This window comes from Streptomyces sp. Inha503 (assembly GCF_047215865.1).
In the GTDB taxonomy this organism is placed as follows: domain Bacteria; phylum Actinomycetota; class Actinomycetes; order Streptomycetales; family Streptomycetaceae; genus Streptomyces; species Streptomyces lycopersici.
In genome coordinates, this window is record NZ_CP178360.1 from 9466961 (window position 1) to 9485294 (window position 18334).

At 71.4% G+C, this 18334-nt stretch carries 20 protein-coding genes and 6 tRNA genes; 14 read left to right on the forward strand and 12 right to left on the reverse strand.

The genetic code is table 11. From position 1 onward, the window contains the following. Window positions 1-107: 107 nt before the first annotated feature. The gene (gene cobA / locus ACJX2R_RS40155) at window positions 108-1328 is read left to right on the forward strand and encodes a uroporphyrinogen-III C-methyltransferase (RefSeq protein WP_413104088.1); all 1221 of its coding nucleotides are present in this window, start codon (window positions 108-110) and stop codon (window positions 1326-1328) included. 81 nt (window positions 1329-1409) lie between these two features. Then, on the forward strand, window positions 1410-2228 hold the full coding sequence (locus tag ACJX2R_RS40160; protein ID WP_413104089.1) for a TrmH family RNA methyltransferase: 819 nt from the start codon (window positions 1410-1412) through the stop codon (window positions 2226-2228). A gap of 350 nt (window positions 2229-2578) precedes the next feature. Here the strand turns inward: ACJX2R_RS40160 and ACJX2R_RS40165 are convergent, their stop codons facing one another. Then, window positions 2579-3943: a serine/threonine-protein kinase gene (locus tag ACJX2R_RS40165; RefSeq protein WP_413104090.1), complete on the reverse strand. Its 1365-nt coding sequence runs from the start codon at window positions 3941-3943 to the stop codon at window positions 2579-2581. A gap of 306 nt (window positions 3944-4249) precedes the next feature. Here ACJX2R_RS40165 and ACJX2R_RS40170 point away from each other — a divergent pair, with 306 nt between their 5' ends. Both ACJX2R_RS40170 and ACJX2R_RS40175 read left to right on the forward strand, forming a co-directional pair. After that, on the forward strand, window positions 4250-4486 hold the full coding sequence (locus ACJX2R_RS40170; protein ID WP_256650996.1) for a hypothetical protein: 237 nt from the start codon (window positions 4250-4252) through the stop codon (window positions 4484-4486). Window positions 4487-4772: 286 nt separating this feature from the next. Further along, entirely contained in the window at window positions 4773-4991 is a 219-nt protein-coding gene (locus ACJX2R_RS40175) for a hypothetical protein (RefSeq protein ID WP_413104091.1), read from the forward strand. A gap of 191 nt (window positions 4992-5182) precedes the next feature. Here the strand turns inward: ACJX2R_RS40175 and ACJX2R_RS40180 are convergent, their stop codons facing one another. The 3 genes from ACJX2R_RS40180 to ACJX2R_RS40190 all read right to left on the reverse strand — a co-directional run bounded on the left by ACJX2R_RS40180 (window position 5183) and on the right by ACJX2R_RS40190 (window position 8171). Further along, the gene (locus ACJX2R_RS40180) at window positions 5183-6307 is read right to left on the reverse strand and encodes an MFS transporter (RefSeq protein WP_413106068.1); all 1125 of its coding nucleotides are present in this window, start codon (window positions 6305-6307) and stop codon (window positions 5183-5185) included. Window positions 6308-6586: 279 nt separating this feature from the next. Further along, window positions 6587-7174, reverse strand: coding sequence for a TetR family transcriptional regulator (locus tag ACJX2R_RS40185; RefSeq protein ID WP_413104092.1), 588 nt, complete (start codon window positions 7172-7174; stop codon window positions 6587-6589). 97 nt (window positions 7175-7271) lie between these two features. Further along, complete coding sequence (locus ACJX2R_RS40190; protein ID WP_413104093.1) at window positions 7272-8171, reverse strand: cyclase family protein; 900 nt, start codon at window positions 8169-8171, stop codon at window positions 7272-7274. A gap of 83 nt (window positions 8172-8254) precedes the next feature. On the opposite strand from ACJX2R_RS40190, the gene ACJX2R_RS40195 reads away from it, so the two are divergent. Together ACJX2R_RS40195 and ACJX2R_RS40200 are read left to right on the forward strand one after the other, a co-directional pair. Beyond that, window positions 8255-9280: a phosphotransferase family protein gene (locus ACJX2R_RS40195; protein ID WP_413104094.1), complete on the forward strand. Its 1026-nt coding sequence runs from the start codon at window positions 8255-8257 to the stop codon at window positions 9278-9280. A 77-nt stretch (window positions 9281-9357) separates the two neighbouring features. After that, window positions 9358-9639 (forward strand): zf-TFIIB domain-containing protein, encoded by a 282-nt coding sequence (locus tag ACJX2R_RS40200; RefSeq protein WP_020867118.1) that lies wholly within the window; start codon window positions 9358-9360, stop codon window positions 9637-9639. A 95-nt stretch (window positions 9640-9734) separates the two neighbouring features. Here ACJX2R_RS40200 and ACJX2R_RS40205 read toward each other — a convergent pair. From ACJX2R_RS40205 to ACJX2R_RS40225, 5 genes are all read right to left on the reverse strand, one after another. Then, window positions 9735-9806, reverse strand: a tRNA-Val gene (locus ACJX2R_RS40205). Between the two features lie 11 nt (window positions 9807-9817). Then, a tRNA-Val gene (locus ACJX2R_RS40210) sits at window positions 9818-9889 on the reverse strand. 24 nt (window positions 9890-9913) lie between these two features. Next, window positions 9914-9985, reverse strand: a tRNA-Val gene (locus ACJX2R_RS40215). Between the two features lies 1 nt (window position 9986). Beyond that, window positions 9987-10057 (reverse strand) — tRNA-Cys (locus ACJX2R_RS40220). A gap of 28 nt (window positions 10058-10085) precedes the next feature. Next, window positions 10086-10158: transfer RNA gene (locus ACJX2R_RS40225), tRNA-Gly, on the reverse strand. A gap of 160 nt (window positions 10159-10318) precedes the next feature. Here ACJX2R_RS40225 and ACJX2R_RS40230 point away from each other — a divergent pair. The 3 genes from ACJX2R_RS40230 to ACJX2R_RS40240 all read left to right on the forward strand — a co-directional run bounded on the left by ACJX2R_RS40230 (window position 10319) and on the right by ACJX2R_RS40240 (window position 13189). Then, a complete protein-coding gene (locus ACJX2R_RS40230) occupies window positions 10319-11374 on the forward strand; it encodes a chorismate-binding protein (RefSeq protein WP_413104095.1) in 1056 nt (351 codons plus the stop codon). Next, on the forward strand, window positions 11371-12198 hold the full coding sequence (locus ACJX2R_RS40235) for an aminotransferase class IV (protein ID WP_413104096.1): 828 nt from the start codon (window positions 11371-11373) through the stop codon (window positions 12196-12198). The genes ACJX2R_RS40230 and ACJX2R_RS40235 overlap by 4 nt, the downstream gene beginning before the upstream one ends. 145 nt (window positions 12199-12343) lie before the next feature. Beyond that, window positions 12344-13189: a GNAT family N-acetyltransferase gene (locus ACJX2R_RS40240; RefSeq protein WP_413104097.1), complete on the forward strand. Its 846-nt coding sequence runs from the start codon at window positions 12344-12346 to the stop codon at window positions 13187-13189. Between the two features lie 123 nt (window positions 13190-13312). Here ACJX2R_RS40240 and ACJX2R_RS40245 read toward each other — a convergent pair whose 3' ends face one another. Then, window positions 13313-13828 (reverse strand): DsbA family protein, encoded by a 516-nt coding sequence (locus ACJX2R_RS40245; RefSeq protein ID WP_413104098.1) that lies wholly within the window; start codon window positions 13826-13828, stop codon window positions 13313-13315. A 133-nt stretch (window positions 13829-13961) separates the two neighbouring features. On the opposite strand from ACJX2R_RS40245, the gene ACJX2R_RS40250 reads away from it, so the two are divergent. Further along, window positions 13962-14423 carry a hypothetical protein gene (locus ACJX2R_RS40250; protein ID WP_262701013.1) on the forward strand — a complete coding sequence of 154 codons (462 nt, stop codon included), beginning with the start codon at window positions 13962-13964 and terminating at the stop codon, window positions 14421-14423. A 68-nt stretch (window positions 14424-14491) separates the two neighbouring features. Beyond that, entirely contained in the window at window positions 14492-14665 is a 174-nt protein-coding gene (locus ACJX2R_RS40255; RefSeq protein ID WP_198268756.1) for a hypothetical protein, read from the forward strand. Window positions 14666-14709: 44 nt separating this feature from the next. On the opposite strand, the gene ACJX2R_RS40260 is transcribed toward ACJX2R_RS40255, so the two are convergent. Together ACJX2R_RS40260 and ACJX2R_RS40265 are read right to left on the reverse strand one after the other, a co-directional pair. Next, window positions 14710-15279 carry a CGNR zinc finger domain-containing protein gene (locus ACJX2R_RS40260; RefSeq protein ID WP_413104099.1) on the reverse strand — a complete coding sequence of 190 codons (570 nt, stop codon included), beginning with the start codon at window positions 15277-15279 and terminating at the stop codon, window positions 14710-14712. Window positions 15280-15598: 319 nt separating this feature from the next. After that, complete coding sequence (locus tag ACJX2R_RS40265; RefSeq protein WP_003959770.1) at window positions 15599-16012, reverse strand: SsgA family sporulation/cell division regulator; 414 nt, start codon at window positions 16010-16012, stop codon at window positions 15599-15601. A gap of 190 nt (window positions 16013-16202) precedes the next feature. Here ACJX2R_RS40265 and ACJX2R_RS40270 point away from each other — a divergent pair, with 190 nt between their 5' ends. The 3 genes from ACJX2R_RS40270 to ACJX2R_RS40280 all read left to right on the forward strand — a co-directional run bounded on the left by ACJX2R_RS40270 (window position 16203) and on the right by ACJX2R_RS40280 (window position 18333). After that, on the forward strand, window positions 16203-16658 hold the full coding sequence (locus ACJX2R_RS40270; RefSeq protein WP_262700914.1) for a TIGR02611 family protein: 456 nt from the start codon (window positions 16203-16205) through the stop codon (window positions 16656-16658). Window positions 16659-16724: 66 nt separating this feature from the next. Next, window positions 16725-16796 (forward strand) — tRNA-Val (locus ACJX2R_RS40275). A gap of 256 nt (window positions 16797-17052) precedes the next feature. After that, window positions 17053-18333 (forward strand): ABC transporter substrate-binding protein, encoded by a 1281-nt coding sequence (locus tag ACJX2R_RS40280; protein WP_413104100.1) that lies wholly within the window; start codon window positions 17053-17055, stop codon window positions 18331-18333. Window position 18334 lies beyond the last annotated feature (1 nt).

Below are 18334 nucleotides of genomic sequence, written 5' to 3' on the forward strand. Positions count from 1 at the left end.
TGCGTGCCCCCGCCGCGTAGGGTGTCGGCGGGGGCCCCGCCCCACAGACGATCAGCCGCTCCAGCGCCGCAGCGGCCGTTGCTTCGCATGAGGAGAGCCGCACCGCCATGTCCGAAAACTTCGCATACCCGGTCGGGCTGCGCCTTTCCGGGCGGCGTGTCGTCGTCCTCGGGGCGGGTCAGGTCGCCCAGCGCCGGCTGCCCGCGCTGATAGCGGCCGGTGCGGACGTCCTGCTGATCTCGCCGTCCGCCACGGCGTCCGTCGAGGCCATGGCCGAGGCGGGGGAGGTGCGCTGGGAGCGCCGTCGCTACCAGGAAGGCGACTTCGAGGGCGCCTGGTACGCCCTGATCACCACCGATGACCCGGAGGCCAACGCCGCCGCGTCCGCCGAGGCCGAGGCGCGCCGCGTCTGGTGCGTGCGCAGCGACGACGCCGGGGCCGCCTCCGCCTGGACCCCGGCCACCGGACGCAGCGAGGGCGTCACCGTCGCCGTCCTCACCGGACAGGACCCGCGCCGCTCCGCCGCCGTACGGGACGCCGTGGTGGAGGGGCTGCGCGACGGCACCCTCGCCGCGCCCCGCCACCGCACCCGCGGCCCCCATGTGGCGCTGGTGGGCGGCGGGCCCGGCGATCCGGACCTGATCACCGTGCGCGGCCGCCGCCTGCTCGCCGAGGCGGACGTGGTGGTCGCCGACCGCCTCGGCCCGCGCGATCTGCTCGATGAACTGCCGCCGCATGTCGAGGTGATCGACGCGGCGAAGATCCCGTACGGCCGCTTCATGGCCCAGGAGGCGATCAACAACGCGCTGATCGAGCACGCCAAGGCGGGCAAGTCGGTGGTCCGCCTCAAGGGCGGCGACCCCTTCGTCTTCGGGCGCGGCATGGAGGAGGCGGAGGCGCTCGCCGAGGCCGGGATCCCGTGCACCGTCGTGCCCGGCATCTCCAGCTCCATCAGCGTCCCCGGCGCGGCCGGGATCCCGGTGACCCACCGGGGCGTCGCGCATGAGTTCACGGTGGTCAGCGGCCATGTCGCCCCCGACGACCCCAGCTCCCTGGTGGACTGGGCGGCACTGGCGAGGCTGCGTGGCACGCTGGTGCTGCTGATGGCCGTGGAGAAGATCGGCGCCATCGCCGCGGCCCTCGTCGCCCACGGCCGCGCCGCCGACACCCCCGTCGCCGTGGTCCAGGAGGGCACCACCGCGACCCAGCGCCGGGTGGACGCGACGCTGGCCACCGTCGGGGAGAGGGTCGCCGCCGAGGGCGTACGGCCCCCGGCGGTCGTGGTGATCGGTGAGGTCGTCGCCGTCTCGTCCCGTGACCACCGGTGACGCCATCGGGGCGTAACCGCCGGTAACTTATTCACGTCGGGCTCATTGGCACCGCATCCAGGACAAGGCAGTATCACTTAAGTGGCTGATCTCATCACCGTCGATGATCCGGACGACCCGCGGCTGAGCGACTACACGGGTCTGACCGATGTGGAGCTACGACGCAAGCGGGAGCCGGCCGAGGGCCTGTTCATCGCCGAGGGCGAGAAGGTGATCCGGCGCGCCCGGGTCGCCGGTTACGAGATGCGCTCGATGCTGCTGTCGTCCAAGTGGGTCGATGTGATGCGGGACGTCATCGAGGACGTCCCCGCCCCCGTCTACGCCGTCAGCCCCGAAATGGCCGAACGCGTGACGGGCTACCACGTCCACCGCGGCGCCCTCGCCTCCATGCAGCGCAAGCCGCTGCCGGACGCGGAGTCGATCCTGGCGGACGCGCGGCGCGTCGCCATCATGGAGTCCGTCAACGACCACACCAACACCGGTGCCATCTTCCGCAGCGCGGCGGCCCTCGGCATGGACGCCGTGCTCCTCTCCCCGGACTGCGCCGACCCCCTCTACCGGCGCTCCGTCAAGGTCTCCATGGGCGCCGTCTTCTCCGTGCCGTACGCCCGCCTGGAGAGCTGGCCGCGCGGCCTCGAGGCGGTCCGGGAGGCGGGCTTCAAGATCCTCGCCCTGACCCCCGACGAGAAGGCCACCACCATCGACGACGCGGCCCCGCACCGCCTGGAGCGGGTCGCGCTGATGCTGGGCGCGGAGGGCGACGGGCTCTCCACCAAGGCGCTGATGGCCGCGGACGAGTGGGTCCGCATCCCGATGGCCCACGGCGTGGACTCCCTCAACGTGGGCGCGGCGGCGGCGGTCGCCTTCTACGCGGTCACGTCGGGCAGACCGGGACTCTGACGGTCCACCGCGTGGCAGGGACTTCGCCCCTGAACCTCGGGCACCTGGGCCCCTGGACCCCGGGAGTCTGGGACGGAGCCCCGCCTCCCACCCCCTCCGGCATTGAGGGGCGGGGTCTGGGGCGGGGTCCCGCCTTCCAGGCCCCTCCGGCGTTTGAGGGGCGGGGTCTGGGGCGGGGTCCCGCCTTCCAGCCCCTCCGGCGTTTGAGGAGCGGGGTCTGGGGCGGGGGTTCCGCCTTCCAGCCCCTCCGGCGCTTGAGGAGCGAGGTCTGGGGCGGAGCCCCAGTTTCGGGAAGGGGCGGGGAGGGGAACAGCTCGCCGCAGGCGCCAAGCCCGCCGGACACTCAGTAACTAGCGGCCGTCAGGCTCGGCCCCCACCGAGCCCTCCACCGAGCCCCCCACCGAGCCCAGTGCCGCCGACGAAACCGACTCCGTCGGCCTGGGCGGCGCACCGCCCAGCCCATTCGCCGGCCCCTGACACCCCTGCGCCGCCGCGATCCCCAGCGCCACCAGCAGCGTCACCACGACGAACACCGTCAGCCGCTGCCGCAGCAGCCGCCGGTTTGGCCCGCCGGGGCGGCGCCCGTTCGGCGAGGTGCGCACGGTCTGGGCCGGGCGCCCCGTACGTGCGGGCGGCCTCGGGCCACCCCGGCGCTGTGCCGGGCGCGCGGGCGTGTTCCGCCCCGAGGGCCGTCCCGAGCCCCCGCCCGTACTGGCTCCCGGCCGCTGGGACGGGGGCCCGCTCCGCGGCGCGGGCGTACCGCCGGAGCGCCGCTCCGTGTGCTGGTCGGCGTACGCCTCGGGGCGCCGCGCCGCGGGACGGCCCTGCCCGCCGCCGTAGCCCCCGGAACCGGAACCGGAACCGGCCCCGGAACCGGCACCGCCACCGTGACCGTGCGCCTCGCGCGCCGCGATCTCCTTCAACCGCAGCGACAGTTGCAGAGTGCTCGGCCGGTCCTCCGGGTCCTTGGCCAGACAGGCGTGGAGCAGCGGCGCCAGGGCGTCGGGGACGCCCAGCAGCTGCGGCTCCTCATGGACCACCCGGTACAGCATCACCTCGGAACTGCCGTGCCCGAACGGCGAGTCCGCCGTCGAGGCGTACGCGAGCGTGGCGCCCAGTGCGAAGACGTCGGTCGCCGGGGTCACCGCCGCGCCCCGCACCTGCTCGGGCGCGAGGAAGCCGGGCGAGCCGACCGCCGTGCCCACGTGGGTGAGGGTGCTGGCCCCGGTCGCCCAGGCGATCCCGAAGTCGATGATGCGCGGGCCCTTGGGGGAGAGCAGGATGTTGGAGGGCTTGAGGTCACGGTGGACGACCCCCGCCTCATGGACCGCCAACAGCCCCTCCGCCAGCGCCGACCCGATCGACGCGACCTGGGCGGCGGGCAGCGGGCCCTCCTCGTTCACCTTGTCGTGGAGGGAGGGGCCCGGTACGTACTGGGTGGCGAACCAGGGACGGTCGGCCTCAAGGTCGGCGGCGACCAGCCGGGCCGTACAGCCGCCCCGGATCCGCCGCGCGGCCGAGACCTCCCGGGCGAACCGGGACCGGAACTCCCGGTCCTCCGCGAGGTCCGGCCGGATCACCTTCAGGGCCACCCGCTGCCCGCGCCGGTCGGAGCCGAGGTAGACCACCCCCATGCCGCCCGCGCCGAGCCGCCGGTGGAGGCGGAAGGAGCCGACGACACGCGGGTCCTCGCGCCGGAGCCGCATCATCGCCATGTCCGTCCCCTACCTCCGGTGGGCCCCTTCCCTTAACCCCTGGTGGGGAGCCCCATCCGCTGCCGTCTGCTTGCCGTTTGCCGTCGAACTGCCGCCGGTTCGCCGCTGTGGTTCCGTTGCCGTCCGTCTGACGTGCACAGCTTACGGATTGACGGCCCCTCGCGCTGAGAGGCCGCGCATGCGTCGGCGGATGGATTGTCAGTGGTGCCTGGGATCCTGGAGAAGTGGGCCGGAATCGTGGCAATCCGCGCTCGGGTCCGCGCTTGCGTGATCTCAAAAGGCCGTCTCAGAAGGGGGATTGAGACCGTGAAGGGTGATCGTGTGGAGATAGTCGTGGACGCGGGGGACACGACGCGGACATACGAAGTGGTGGCCACCAGGGCGGGCCGGAGGGTCGAGACGGCGGTCCGGCGGGGGGTGGTGGAAGTGAGCGAAGTCACCCGTAATGGGTCCGTGGTGCGGACGGCCCGCTTCATGGCCAACCGGGTCCTGGCCCTGGTCGAGCAGCCGGTGGAGCGGAGCGAGGAGGGGGAGGGTGAGTAGGGCCCGCACAGGCTCGGAGGGGCACACTCCGCTGACTCCGGAGGGCCTCCGGAGGGATCTCTTCCGCGGTCCCCTCCGGGAAGACCCCAAGACGTGAGGGCGCATCTCCACCCAGGGGAGTAGTCGCCGCCTCCCGGGGTCATCCTCCGGGAGGCCCGGCAATCGGTACGAAGGCATGACGCCGAGGACCGGGTCGCGCGCCTAATGTTGTCGTCAAGCGGCGGGCGCAGCACTCGTCCCCCGAGGTCAGACGCTCGCCGCCCCCAGATGTGACGGAGGAGGGACGATGGCGGACACGGCTGGACGCACGGTCATCGGAACACGTCGTCGCAGGTCCGTGAGCGCGGTGGTGGACGCGTTCGGCGGCCCGCAGACCGACACCCGCCATCCTCTGGTCGCGGCGGCGATGGTGCTGCCGATGGCCATCCTCCTGACCATCACCTTCGGCGGCTGGGACGCCGTCGTCACACAAGCGTCGTCCGTGGCGGGAATGCTGGGGCGCTGAGCGCCCCGGGCCCGGGAGAGCGGCCCGGGCCGGGGACTTCCGGCCATTAACCCCGTGGGGACGGGGGTGCGGCGGACGGCACGAATGCCCGGACAGCTGGGGAGCTGTCCGGGCATCGCGCCTTTTGGGACCCATACGGACCGCCGCCGGGGCCCCTTCTCGCGGGCGAGGAACGTACCCCGCGGTCCGGATCAGTGAGGCGTTCGGCGAACCGCGCCCAGTGCAAGGATCACGAGAACCGCGGTGCATCCGCCCAGCACCATGACCGCGGACGGAGAGCTGCGGTCCAGGACGACTCCCCCTACGAGCGCCCCCATGGAGATCGTGGCCTGAAAGGAGGCGGTGAACAGGACCGATGCCGCTTCTGGGGCATGCGGTGCCGCCTTGGAGAAGCAGGTCTGCGACGCGACCGGCACGGCGCCGTACCCGATGCCCCACACGATCAGCAATATCACCGCACCGGCCTCCCAGCGGCCCAACGCCGGAAGCAGGAGGGTCACCGCGGCGATCAGGCCGGCCGCGAGCCCGAGGACGGTCCGGGGATACCGAGCCACCCAGGCGCCGCCCAGGAAGTTACCGAGGATGCCGGCGGCACCGTAGAGCAGCAAGAACGTGGTGATCAGACCATCGCCGACACGGGTGACCTGTTCCAGGAACGGTGTCACGTAGGTGTACGTGCCGAAGTGAGCCAGCACGACGAGGAACGTCAGCAAGAGCGCGAAGCGGATGTTGACGCTGCGGAGCATGCCGCCCAGGACGCTCAGCCGTGTGGTCTGGATCGGCGGAAGCGGCGGCACGAGCAGGAGCAGCATGACCAGTACACCGACCGACAGGGCTCCCATGACGGTGAAGGCCGTTCGCCATCCGGCGAGATCTCCTATGAGGGTGCCGCCTGGTACGCCGAGGACGGACCCCAGCGGTACGGCGGAGAAGATCACAGCAGTGGCCCTGCCGACCGAGACCGGCGGCACCAGTCGTTCGGCCAATCCCGCCCCGATCGACCAGAAGCCGCCGATGGTGATCCCCACCATGAGCCGAGAGGTCAATACGAGCCAGTAGTCGGGTGCCGCGGCGGCAAGGAAGTTCGCCAATGCCAGCAGGAGCATGAAAGCGCACAGCATCAGTCGGCGGTCGAGGCGTGCCGTGGCCGCGGTGACCAGTGGAGCGGCGACAGCCGCCAGGAGGCCGGGCGTGGTCATCATCAGGCCGACCATCCCGTCCGAGACGGTGAAGCTGGATCCGATCGAGGTCAGCAGACCGATCGGCAGGATCTCGGTGGTGACGATGGCGAAGATCCCCAGCATCACCGAGACCACGGCCGGCCACCCCTTCAGCGGGGCCCGAGGGGATGGAAGTCGGCCGTTGACCGAAGCGGTGGTGGTGATCGGCATGGCGTTCCGTCCTGTGAAGGCAGCGCGTTCGCCATCAGCCCAGCAGGTTCTCTCAAGAGGTGGCTGGCAGGTCTGCGACCGCACCCTTGCCCTTCACGGGTGATGTCGTATTCCCGCGAGCGCCTATGACCAGCCGAATCGCTGTGGCCAAGGCGCGCACCGCGCCGCTCGCACTACAGCCCTCCGGCCAGAGCAGACGGTTGATCAGCGCGGGCGCAGGCCGTCGATGAGCAAGGCGCAGATGGACTGCAAGGCGGCCTCGGAACCCGGGGACTGCCATTCGGGGGCGTGGGCCGGGTGGTGGTAGGCCATGGTGGCGTCGAAGACGGTTCGCGCCGTCGCGGTGGGGTCGGGGGAGGTGAAGTCGCCGCTGGTGACTCCGTCTTCGACGATGACGCGCAGTTGCTCGATAAGGTCGGCCACATGGTCGGCGGCCGCGCTGCTGTGCTCGGCCGTCAGGACCCGGTAGGTGGCGAAGAGCTCCGGGTCCTCGGACAGCAGGGTCCGCTTGGCGGTGAAGAGCGTGGTGAACCAGGCGCGGAGCCGCTCGGGCGGGGCCTGACGGGTGTCGGACGCGACCGTCGCGAGGGGGTCGCGCGCCCGGCCCAGCCAGCGCCGGGTGACGGCTTCGCGCAGTGCCGCCTTGGACGGGAAGTGGCGGTAGACGCTGGCGTGGCTGACTCCCAGAGCGCGCGCCACGTCCAGCACCGTGGCCTTCGCCGGTCCATGGCGGCGCAGCACGTCCTCGGTGGCCGTCAGGATGGTCTCGGCGTCGAGGGGGCCGGAACGCATCAGGGCTCGCCGTTCCGTACGAACCGCACCGCGTGGCTCACGGCCCCGGCGGCGGGCACCGACTGCTCCCTCACTGCCAGTTCCTCCTAGTGGCTCGTCAGAAGACCGCGAGCGGGTTGACGGGCACCCCGGTCAGCCCGTGGATACGCGGCGGCGCCACGGTGAGCAGGAAAGCATAGCGGCCCAGCTCCGCGCAGACGGCGGCGAGCTCGTCGACCTCGGCGGCGTCGATCAGGGGCAGGCCCATCATGGGGAGGGCGACCCGGTGCAGCGGGAGGGGGCAGGCGGGGTCCAGGTCCGGGTGCGCGTCGCCGATGTCGCCCGCGTAGAGCGACGCACCGCGCCGGTGCATCCAGCGCACCGCGTCCAGGCTCATCCCCGGCATCGGCCGGCCGGGGTCGGGCGTCATGGGCCATCCGCAGCGCACCACCAGGGCGTCCCCGGACTCCAGCCGGACGCCCTGGCGCTCCTCGGCCGCCTCGAAGTCCCGTGAGGTGACCGCATGGCCACTGGGCAGCGGGCCGTCGGCCGCCAGGTCGAGCAGGATTCCCCGGGTGGCGATCCCGGCGGCGTACGCCGCCGTGGAGCCGTGCCGGGCGCCGGCCGGGGTCACGGCCTCGTCCACGGGCCGCCCCGGATAGACCCGCCCGTCCCGGATCGTGTGCCCCAGTGCGTCGAGGTGCGTCGAGCGCGGGTGGTGGTTGGTCACCAGCATCACATCCGCCGTGGCGGGCGCCGGGGAGCCGACGTACACCATCATCTGCTGGACCGGCGAGGCGTCCTGGGTGACGGGGGCGAAGGGGCCGCTGATGAGCGGCGTCGGCCGGATCGGAAGCGCGAGTGACACCGTCCGCCCGGTGCGGGCCTCCGCGGCGCCCCTGGCTCGGGCCTCCCCGGTGATGAGGTTGAGCGTGCCGCGCTCGTCGTCCTCACCCCACCGGCCCCAGTTGCTCGGCAGGTCCTCCGACGCGTCGGTTCCCGTGTGTTGTGTGTCCATGGCGTCGAAACGTACCGCCTTGGGTTACAGAGTTCAAAATTTGTAACCCATATAGGGGTTACGATCCCGGGGCAGCCGATGACATGGGGGGAGCCGTGGGGGCCGTGGAAGCCGTGAGCCAAGCCGCGGCGCAGCTCGCCACCGCCCTCCGCCGGGCCCAGCGCGACGCCACCGCCGAGGTGACCGTCCTGGCCGACCGGCCCGACGGCACCGTCGTCCGGTGCGGCCACATCGTCGCCAAGGCGCATCCGCCCGGCACGGACCCGGCCGAGCTGGCCGTCCGGTTCGGCGTCGCGGCCCATCCCCGGTGCGCGGAGATACTGCTGCCGCCGGTCGACGGAATGGCCGCGCTGCCCGACGGGCGGCAGGTCACCCTCTGGCCGTACGGCGAACCCGTGGCACCCGACGCGCCGGACGCCGCGCCCTGGGTCGAGGCGGGGAAGCTGCTGGCCCGGCTGCACTCCGTGCCGGTCGCCGAACTGCCCGGACCGCTCCCGGCGATGCGCGGCCCGGTCAAGGCGGCCCGCGCCATCGCCCGGCTACGGGCGGCGGCGCTCCCCGACGGCGTGGCCACCCGGGCCGTGCTGCGGGCCTGGGCCGGACTGCCCGACTGGGCGCGCGGCGTGGACCGTACGGACCGCATGGACAAGGGCGGCGAAAGCAACAAGGGCAGCGAAAGCAATAAAGGCAACGAAAGCAACGAAGGCAACGGGGGCGGCGAAGACAACAGGCTCTGCCACGGCGATCTCCACCTCGGCCAGCTCGTCCGCCACCACGCCACCGACTGGCGGCTGATCGACATCGACGACCTCGGCCTCGGCGACCCGGCCTGGGACCTCGCCCGCCCCGCCGCCTGGTACGCCGCCGGGCTGCTCGCCGCCGAGGACTGGGAGCGGTTCCTGGGGGCGTACCGCGCCGCGGGCGGCTCCGCCGCGGGGGAGCGCGATCCCTGGCCGCGGCTGGACGTGCCCGCCCGTGCCCTCACCGTCCAGACCGCCGCGCTCGCGCTCGCCAAGGCGGCTGCCGCCGGACGGGCGTTGGACGAGGCCGAGGAGGCGATGGTGGAGGCGTCCGTCCGCATCGCCCACTTCATGGAGGCCGCGGGATGAGGCCGTAGGGTGAAGTCCACGCGTCCGGGCGCATGTGCCGGCGCGCTCTGTCAGAAGCATGAGGAGTTGAGCCGACCATGCAGTGTCCCAAGTGCCATGCGCCGATGCACACGTACAACCGCAATGGCGTGCAGATAGAGCAGTGCAGCGGCTGCCGGGGGATCTTCCTGGACTACGGGGAGCTGGAGGCGCTGACCCGCCTTGAGTCGCAGTGGACGCAAGCGGTGCCGCCCGCTCCGCCCGGCGCCCCGCAGGCGTACCCGGCCGCACCCGCCTGGGGCGCGCCGCAGCACGGGCACCATGGCGGCCACCATGGCCACCACAAGCGCGGCTTCGGGCACATGCTCTTCTCGTCCTGAGAAGCGCCTTGGCCCGAGTTGGCCCGAGAAACGTCGGGAAACGTCGGAAACGTCAGAGGGCCGGAGCTTTCGCTCCGGCCCTCCGTCGATCGATGTGGACGATACTGGGATTGAACCAGTGACCTCTTCCGTGTCAGGGAAGCGCTCTCCCGCTGAGCTAATCGTCCGCGGGACTGCGTGCGCGATACTGGGATTGAACCAGTGACCTCTTCCGTGTCAGGGAAGCGCTCTCCCGCTGAGCTAATCGCGCGGGATGGATCCGCGAGGATCCGAGTGGACGATACTGGGATTGAACCAGTGACCTCTTCCGTGTCAGGGAAGCGCTCTCCCGCTGAGCTAATCGTCCGAGGTGGAGACGGGATTTGAACCCGTGTAGACGGCTTTGCAGGCCGTTGCCTCGCCTCTCGGCCACTCCACCAGCCGTGGGGGTCGAAACCCCCACACCGAGCGGACGACGAGATTCGAACTCGCGACCCTCACCTTGGCAAGGTGATGCTCTACCAACTGAGCCACGTCCGCAGGTGTCGTTTCTCCGGGGCGCTTCCGCGTCCCGGCGACGTGTTGAACTCTAGCGGATTCCGGGGCCAGCTCAAATTCCGTTTCCGCAGCGTGCTGCCCTGCTCGCGCGCCGCACTCCCTCCCGGGGCCGCCCTGACCTGGGCGCCATAGACTCGCAACCGTGCACGACCTGCCCCCGCTCGCCCGCTTCGGCGGCCTGCTCGCCACCGATCTACGGGATGTCACCAGCGACCCGTCGGCCCTGGAAACCCAGGGTTTCTGGGCCGTTGTCGCGGACTTCGAGGGCCGTCTGGTCTGCGCTCGCTTCGGGGACGTACGGACCGAGCCGGTGCCGCCGCCCGCGCCCGGCGGCTGGCGCGGCCCCACGGCGGGGGAGTGGACCTCGTCACTGGACCGGGCCGCCTACACCGCGGGGGTGCGCGACGTCCGGCGGCGGATCGCGGCCGGTGAGGTCTATCAGGCCAACCTCTGCCGGGTGCTGTCCGCGCCGCTGCCCGATCCGGCCGGGGCCGATGTGGACGCGCTGACCGCCCTGCTGGCCCTGGGCAACCCCGCCCCGTACGCGGGCACCGTAAGGCTGCCGGCTCACGGGGTTGAGGTCGCCACGGCCTCGCCCGAACTGTTTCTGCGGCGTACCGGGCGCACTGTGGAGTCCGGCCCCATCAAGGGCACCGGCCGCGTCCCCGAGGACCTGCTGGAGAAGGACCACGCCGAGAACGTGATGATCGTGGACCTGGTCCGCAACGACCTGGGCCGGGTCTGCGCCACCGGCTCGGTGACCGTCCCGGCGCTGTGCGCGGTCGAACCGCACCCCGGTCTGGTCCACCTCGTCTCCACGGTGCGGGGCGAACTCGCCCCCGGCGCCGGCTGGCCGGAACTGCTCGCGGCCACCTTCCCGCCCGGCTCGGTCACCGGCGCGCCCAAGTCCAGCGCGCTGCGCGTCATCGAGGAGCTGGAGACCGCGCCCCGCGGCCCGTACTGCGGCGGTATCGGCTGGGTCGACGCCGACCGCGGCACCGGTGAGCTGGCGGTCGGGATACGGACCTTCTGGATCGACCGCGGCCCGGCCGGGGCCGTGCTGCGATTCGGCACCGGGGCGGGCATCACCTGGGGCTCGGAGCCGGAGCGCGAATGGGACGAAACGGAACTCAAGGCCGCCCGACTGCTCGCGGTAGCGTCGGGTGTACAGCAGACAACGGGAAGGGCGACGCGATGAAACCGGCCATCTGGCTCGATGGATCCCTCTGCGACCCGGACAGCGCCATGGTGTCCGTGTTCGACCATGGGCTCACGGTCGGCGACGGCGTCTTCGAGACCGTCAAGGCCACCGAGGGGCGGGCGTTCGCCCTCACCCGCCATCTGCGGCGGCTGGCCCGCTCGGCCGCGGGCCTGGGGCTCCCCGAGCCGGACCTGGACGAGGTGCGGCGGGGCTGCGAGGAGGTGCTCAAGGCCCACCCCGTGGCGTTCGGACGGCTGAGGATCACCTACACCGGAGGGATCTCACCGCTCGGCTCCGACCGGGGCACGGCCGGGCCCACCGTGGTGGTCGCGCTGGTCGAGGCGGCCCGCAGGTCCGACGCCACGGCCGTGGTCACGGTCCCCTGGGCGCGCAACGAGCGCGGGGCCCTCACCGGCCTGAAGACCACCTCGTACGGCGAGAACGTGGTCGCGCTCGCCCGCGCCCGCGAGCACGACGCCACCGAGGCCCTCTTCGGCAACACGGTCGGCGCGCTCTGCGAGGGCACCGGCTCCAATGTCTTCGTGGTCCTCGACGGCCAGCTGCACACCCCGCCGCTCTCCTCCGGCTGCCTCGCCGGGATCACCCGCGCCCTGGTGCTGGAGTGGGTGGGCGCCAAGGAGACCGATCTGCCGCTGGACGCGCTGTACCAGGCCGAGGAGGTCTTCGTGACCTCCACGACCCGCGACGTACAGGCCGTCCACCGGGTGGACGGCCACACCCTGCCAGGCGCCCCGGGGCCGGTCACCGCCGAGGCCCTGCGGATCTTCGTCGAGCGGGCGGCCGCGGACATCGACCCCTGACGGGGCCGCTGCCGACATCGGGCCCTGAGCGGGCGGTGGGGCATCGGGCCCTGAGCGGGCAAGCCCGGGGCCCGTCCGGCCCGTCGCGGCGGATCCGCGCCGGAAAACGGGTGACGATCGCCCGGCGGGCCGGTAGAACACCTTCGTGACCACCACTCTGCGGCCCACCGCGCCCGAACGGCACACCGACGGCGGCGGGCGTGCCCGCGCGTACGAGGTGTGCGTCAACGGCCGCCCCGTCGGCTCCGTACGCCTCGCCACCGACGCCCGTCTGGGCCCGGCGGCCGGGCGTATCGAGCAGCTCCACATCGACGAGGCCGACCGGCACCGCGGCCGCGGCACGGTCGCCGCGCTCGCCGCCGAGGAGGTGCTGCGCGGCTGGGGCTGCACCCAGCTGATGGTGAGCGTCCCCGCGTCGGCCACGACCGCCCTCGGGCTCACGGCCGCGCTCGGCTACCGCGAGCGCGGCCGCAACATGCTCAAGCGGCTCACGGACCCGCCCGAGCTGCCGGAGGGCAGCGCGATACGTCCCCTCACGGAGGCCGACTACCCGGCGTGGCACGCCCACGAGCGGGCCGGATACGTCGCCGATCTGCTGGCGCGCGGGCTCACCCGGCAGCAGGCCGACACCAAGGCGGACACGGACTACGCGACGCTGCTGCCGCAGGGCCCGGACACCCCCGCGGCCCTGCTGCGCGTCCTGGCCCACGGCGGCACGGACGTGGGCACCATATGGATCGCGCTGCGCGAGGGGGAGCCCGACGCCGCCGAGAGCGGTGAGGCGTACGTCTACGCCGTCGAGGTCGCCGAGGAGCACCGCGGCCACGGGCACGGCCGCACCCTGATGCTGGCCGCCGAGCGCGCGAGCCTGGCGCACGGGGCGCACAGCCTGGGCCTGCACGTCTTCGGCGGCAACACCCCGGCGCTGCGGCTGTACGAGTCGCTGGGCTACGAGCCGATCGAGTACCAGTTCTACAAGCCGCTGCTGTAAGGGCCTGTTCCGAGGGCTTTCAGGGCTTCTCCAGGGAATTCGAGGGCTTCAGGACCCGCGGGCTTCCTGGGCTTCAGGACCCGCGGGCTTCCTGGGCTTCAGGACCGCGGGGTTTCCCGGGCTTCAGGACCGCTCGGCGACGAGCCGGGCGGCGATCTCCTCGACGCGCTCCCGCAGCCCCTCCTGGCTCTTGCCGCCGTCGAGCCGTTCGCCGCCGATCACATACGTGGGGGTGCCGGTGACCCCGATCGCCTTGCCCTCGGCCTGGTCCGCGTCCACGATCAGGATGTGCCGGCCGTCGACCAGCGCGGTGTCCATTTCCTCGGCGTCCAGCCCCAGTTCCCGGGCCACCTCAATCAGCAGTGGCTCACCGCGGGTCCCGAGCTCCTCGGTGCGCTCCAGGACGGCCTCGACGAACGGCCAGCCGCGCCCCTGGGCGATGGCCTCCTCGGCGGCCTGAGCCGCCGCGTGGGCGTGCCCGTGGCGCTCGAGCGGGAAGTGGCGCAGCCGGATGTCCAGCGCGTCCTGGAAGCGGTCGCGCAGCGCGCGCAGATCGCCCAGGGCGGTACGGCAGTCGGGGCACTGAAGCTCGCACCAGACGTCGAGCACGGGACGGGGGGAGGGGTCGGTGTCGCTCATGGGGCCAGTCTTCCAGCCCCCGGACCCTGGTCCCTACCCGGAGATGTCCCTGATCCCGGGCTCGGGCCATGGCCCCGGCCGCCTTACGGGGTGCACGATGGACGTACCGGAAGCCCAGCTCGTGGGAGGAACGATGCTGACCGACACCATCTGCGCCGCGCTGTCCGCGGCCGGTCTGGGCATCGCCGGGGTGACCGCCTACCGCAAGCGGTTCCTGGCGGCGACGCGGATCGCCGCCTATGCCCTGGTCCCGCTGGGCCTGGCCATGACCGGGATCCTGGACTGGCTGACCGACCTGGTCTTCAAGCCGAGCATCTGGCTGGGCTTCGGCCTGCTGGGCCTCTCCTGGGCGCTGTTCATGATCACGCGGGCGGTCGAGCACCGCTCCGGCGGCACCCGTAAGGAACGCCGCGCGGCGGCCGCCGCCGAACGTGCCGGCGGGGTGTCCGCCGGGGCGTCGGAGCCCGCCCTGGGGCCCGGCCGGGGAGCCACCGGGGTCAAGGCGTCGGGGAAGCCGAAGACCAAGGGCGGAACGAGCTCTGGCACAGATGACTTCTCCGACATCGAGGCCATACTCAAAAAGCACGGAATCTGACAAGCGACCGATCAAAAAACGATCACTGGTCGCAGGCGGGCTCATGGCTGGGTCATGATCTCCGCGAGATGTTGCAATCACCGCCCGGGGAGCAATCCCCCATCGAAGGACCCCCTGTTCCGCCGAGCGACGAGACCCGTGGCTGTCTCTTCGCCCTCTCGCAGCCGCCGCTGATGCTGTTCCTGGCGTTCATCGGCACGCTGCTCTTCGTGACCGCCGTCCACGACCTCTACCGGTGGTGAGGCGTCCCGCCCGGCCTCCGGCCCCCGGCCCCGTACGCGGACGGTCAGCTCGCGGCCTCGCGGCGCCGGGCGCGGTACGCGGCGACATGCAGCCGATTGCCGCAGGTGCGGCTGTCGCAGTAGCGCCGGGAGCGGTTGCGGGAGAGGTCCACGAAGGCGTGGCGGCAGTCCGGGGCCTCACAGCGGCGCAGCCGCTCCCGTTCGCCCCCCACCACGAGGAACGCCAGCGCCATCCCGCAGTCGGCGGCGAGGTGGTCGGCCAGCGAGGCACCGGGCGCGAAGTAGTGCACATGCCAGTCGTAGCCGTCGTGGTCGGTGAGCCGGGGCGTGGTGCCGGCCCCGGCGATCATCGCGTTGAGCAGTTCGGCGGTGCGGCGGGCGGCGCCCTCGTTCCCGGCCGCCGCGAAGACCTCGGCGAACCTGGCCCGTACGGCCCGTACGGCGGTGAGGTCGCGCTCCCCGAGCGTGCCGATGTCGCTGATGTCATTGCGCTCGACGAACCGGCGCAGTGCGGCGACATCGGCGAGGTCGTCCCGGTCCGCGCCCTCGGGCGCGGTGTTCACCAGATCGACGACGGCGTCGAGCGCGCACCGGGTGTCGTGGTTGATCAGCACGATTGGCTCCCTGGCCGGCTGGGTCGGCGGCTGCCCCTGGGCTGCCCTCGATCTGCCCGACTCTAGTCCTGCCGGGCCCCGGGCGTTCACCAGGCGGCCCTGGGCGGTCATGCGATGGCCCAGGGGGTCATGCGACGGTGCCGGACGGTTACACGACGGTGCCGTCGCCGCGGGTGCCGCCGCGGCGACGGCACCGTCGCCTGCCTCTGCCGTTGTCGGGATTGCCATGGTCGGGATCGTTCGGTACGTGATGCGGTCGCGCCCCGGCTCGCGCCGTCTCCCCGAGTCGGACGGCCGAGCGCTCAGCTCTCGCCGGGTCTCAGCTCTCCGCCAGGATGTGGGAGAGCTCTGTGTCGAGGTCGAAATGGCGGTGTTCGGTACCGGGTGGCACCGCGGCGTCGGTTCGCTTCAGGAACGACTCCAGGGCCCGCGCCGGGGCTTCGAGCAGTGCCTCCCCCTCCGGGGAGCTCAGGGCGATGCAGACGACTCCCTGGCCGTGACTGCGGGACGGCCACACCCGGACGTCGCCGGTGCCGGTGGGCCGGTGCAGACCCTCGGCGAGAAGATCGCGGGCAAAGACCCATTCGACCGTCTCTTCGGCTCCGGTGTGGAAGGTGGCGTGCACGGCGTAAGGGTCGGCCGTGTCATACCGCAGGCCCGCGGGTACAGGCAGTGAGGATTCGCTCGACACAACGAGGCGCAGGTGCAGCTCGCAGCTGACCGTGGTGTTCATAAGCGCCAGGGCCTTTCGCTCAGTGTGCGCTCGGGGATTCGCACGTCGGCGAAATCGACATGCCACCTACGGTGCCGTTGTAAACCCCTCTGACCGTTTTGCGGCTCTTCTGGTAGCTCATGCGGCCCAGCTCCGGACCGGCCACTACCGCCGTTCCGGTGACTTCAAACGATCAGGTAAGTTGGGTCACATGAATGCGGAGAGTGACGGGCGGCACGGGACTGCCGAAACGGGGCCCCAGGTCGCGACGGGGGGCGATGCGCCGAAGAAGGAGCCGGTATGGGGCTCCCGGGCGCCGCGGTTCATCAGGCGGTCGCGCCCGCTGCATCTGAGCTGGCAGGTCGGCGTGTTCATCGTCGGCCTCGGGGTCGTGGGGCTGGGTGTCATCCTGCTGCCCCTGCCCGGTCCGGGATGGCTGGTGATCTTCGCCGGAATGGCGATCTGGGCGACCGAGTTCGTCTGGGCCCAGCTGGTGCTGGCGTGGACCAAGCGTAAGGTCACCGAGGCGGCGCACCGGGCCCTGGACCCGAAGGTGCGCAGGCGCAATCTCATACTGACCACGATCGCGGTGGTGATCTGCGCCGTGGCGGTGTCGGCCTATGTATGGAAGTTCGGTGTCGTGATGCCGTGGAAGATCGAGCAGTGAGCGGCCCGGCATCGTAGGAGTGGTCATGAGCACGGTCCGGCATACGCTAATGTTGGGCGTGCGCCAGGGCGATTAGCTCAGTGGGAGAGCGCTTCGTTCACACCGAAGAGGTCACTGGTTCGAACCCAGTATCGCCCACCCTGGACCGAGGGCCCGGAAGGCATCTGCCTTCCGGGCCCTCGGCGTTGTCGCATGTCCGAAGGCGTCCGGTGCCGGGCGGTCGGCACGGTCGTCCCAAGCGCTTTCGCCGAAGCGCTTCACCTCGATCCTGAGTGATCCTGTCCGAACCGTTGACGTACGCCTCGTTGGTCCCTAACTTGTCCCGGCAAGCGCTTGCCTAAAACGTTTCAAACTAGCGGGGGCAGTCGGACGACCTGCCCGGGAGGGGCGTGTCATGAGTGCTGGGCGATGGACGGCGAGGGCGAGAGGGGTCCGGGCGGTCGCGGCCGTGGTGGCCGCGCTGGGGTTGCTGGCCACCGGCTGTGGCGGGGGAAGCGGTTCCGGGGACGGCAAGGTGACCATCCGCTACTCGTGGTGGGGCGCCAAGGACCGCGCGGAGCTGATCCAGAAGACGGTCAAGCTCTTCGAGAAGGAACATCCGAACATCAAGGTCAAGACGGACTTCTCCGAATACACCGACTTCTGGAGCAAGTTCAATACCCAGGCCGCGGGCGGGAACGCCCCGGATGTCTTCCAGAACTCCTACGCCTTCCTGCGCAAATACGGCGACAAGAACCTCCTGCTGGATCTGAACGGTCAGGCCGACGCCGGAAATCTCAGCCTGAAGGGATTCCGCGACGGATTGGAGAAGGCCGGAGATATCGACGGCAAGCTCCTCGGAGTGCCGGTCGGCGCCAATACCTTCGCCTTCTTCTACAACCCGGACGCGTATCGGAAGGCCGGGGTGACCGTCAAGGACGGCTGGACCTGGGACGACTTCTTCGCGGCCGCCAAGAAGGTGCGCAAGAGCGACGGCACGCTCTACGGCGCCAGCGACAACGCCAATGTGATGTACCTCTACGACCTGTATCTGCGGCAGAACGGCAAGGCGTTCTTCACCAAGGACAACAAGCTCGGCTTCACCAAGGACGACCTCACCGAGTGGTGGGGCCGCTGGCAGCAGCACGCCAAGGCCGATGAACTGGTGCCGGCCAAGAAGTCCGAGCAGGCCAAGCCCAAGGCGTCGATCAGCGCCGATCTGTCGGCCTCCGAGTTCACCTGGGACAACTTCCTGGTCCGCTTCGCCGCCGAGACCAAGACCACCCTCGACCTCGGGCCGATCCCGACCACGGACGGCAAGCGCACCGCCCAGTACCTCTCCTCACTGATGCTCAGCGGCTCCGCCCGCACCCAGCACCCCAAGGAAGTCGCCCAGTTCATCGACTTCATGACCCATGACCCCGAGGTGGGCAAGATCATGGGCTACAACCGCGGCATCCCGGCGACCACCGCCCAGTACGACGCCTACCGGCCCCAGGGCGTCGACGCCAAGATCGCCGCGTATGAGAAGAGCGTGAGCGCCAAGCTGGAGCCGATCACCCCGCACCCGGCCGGCGCCGATGTCGCCGAGGCCGCCTTCCTGAGGATCTACACCCAGGTCGCGCTGGGGCAGACCTCGATGGGCAAGGCGGTCGACCAGTTCTTCAGCGAGGCCGAGTCCGCGCTCGGCTCGTGAG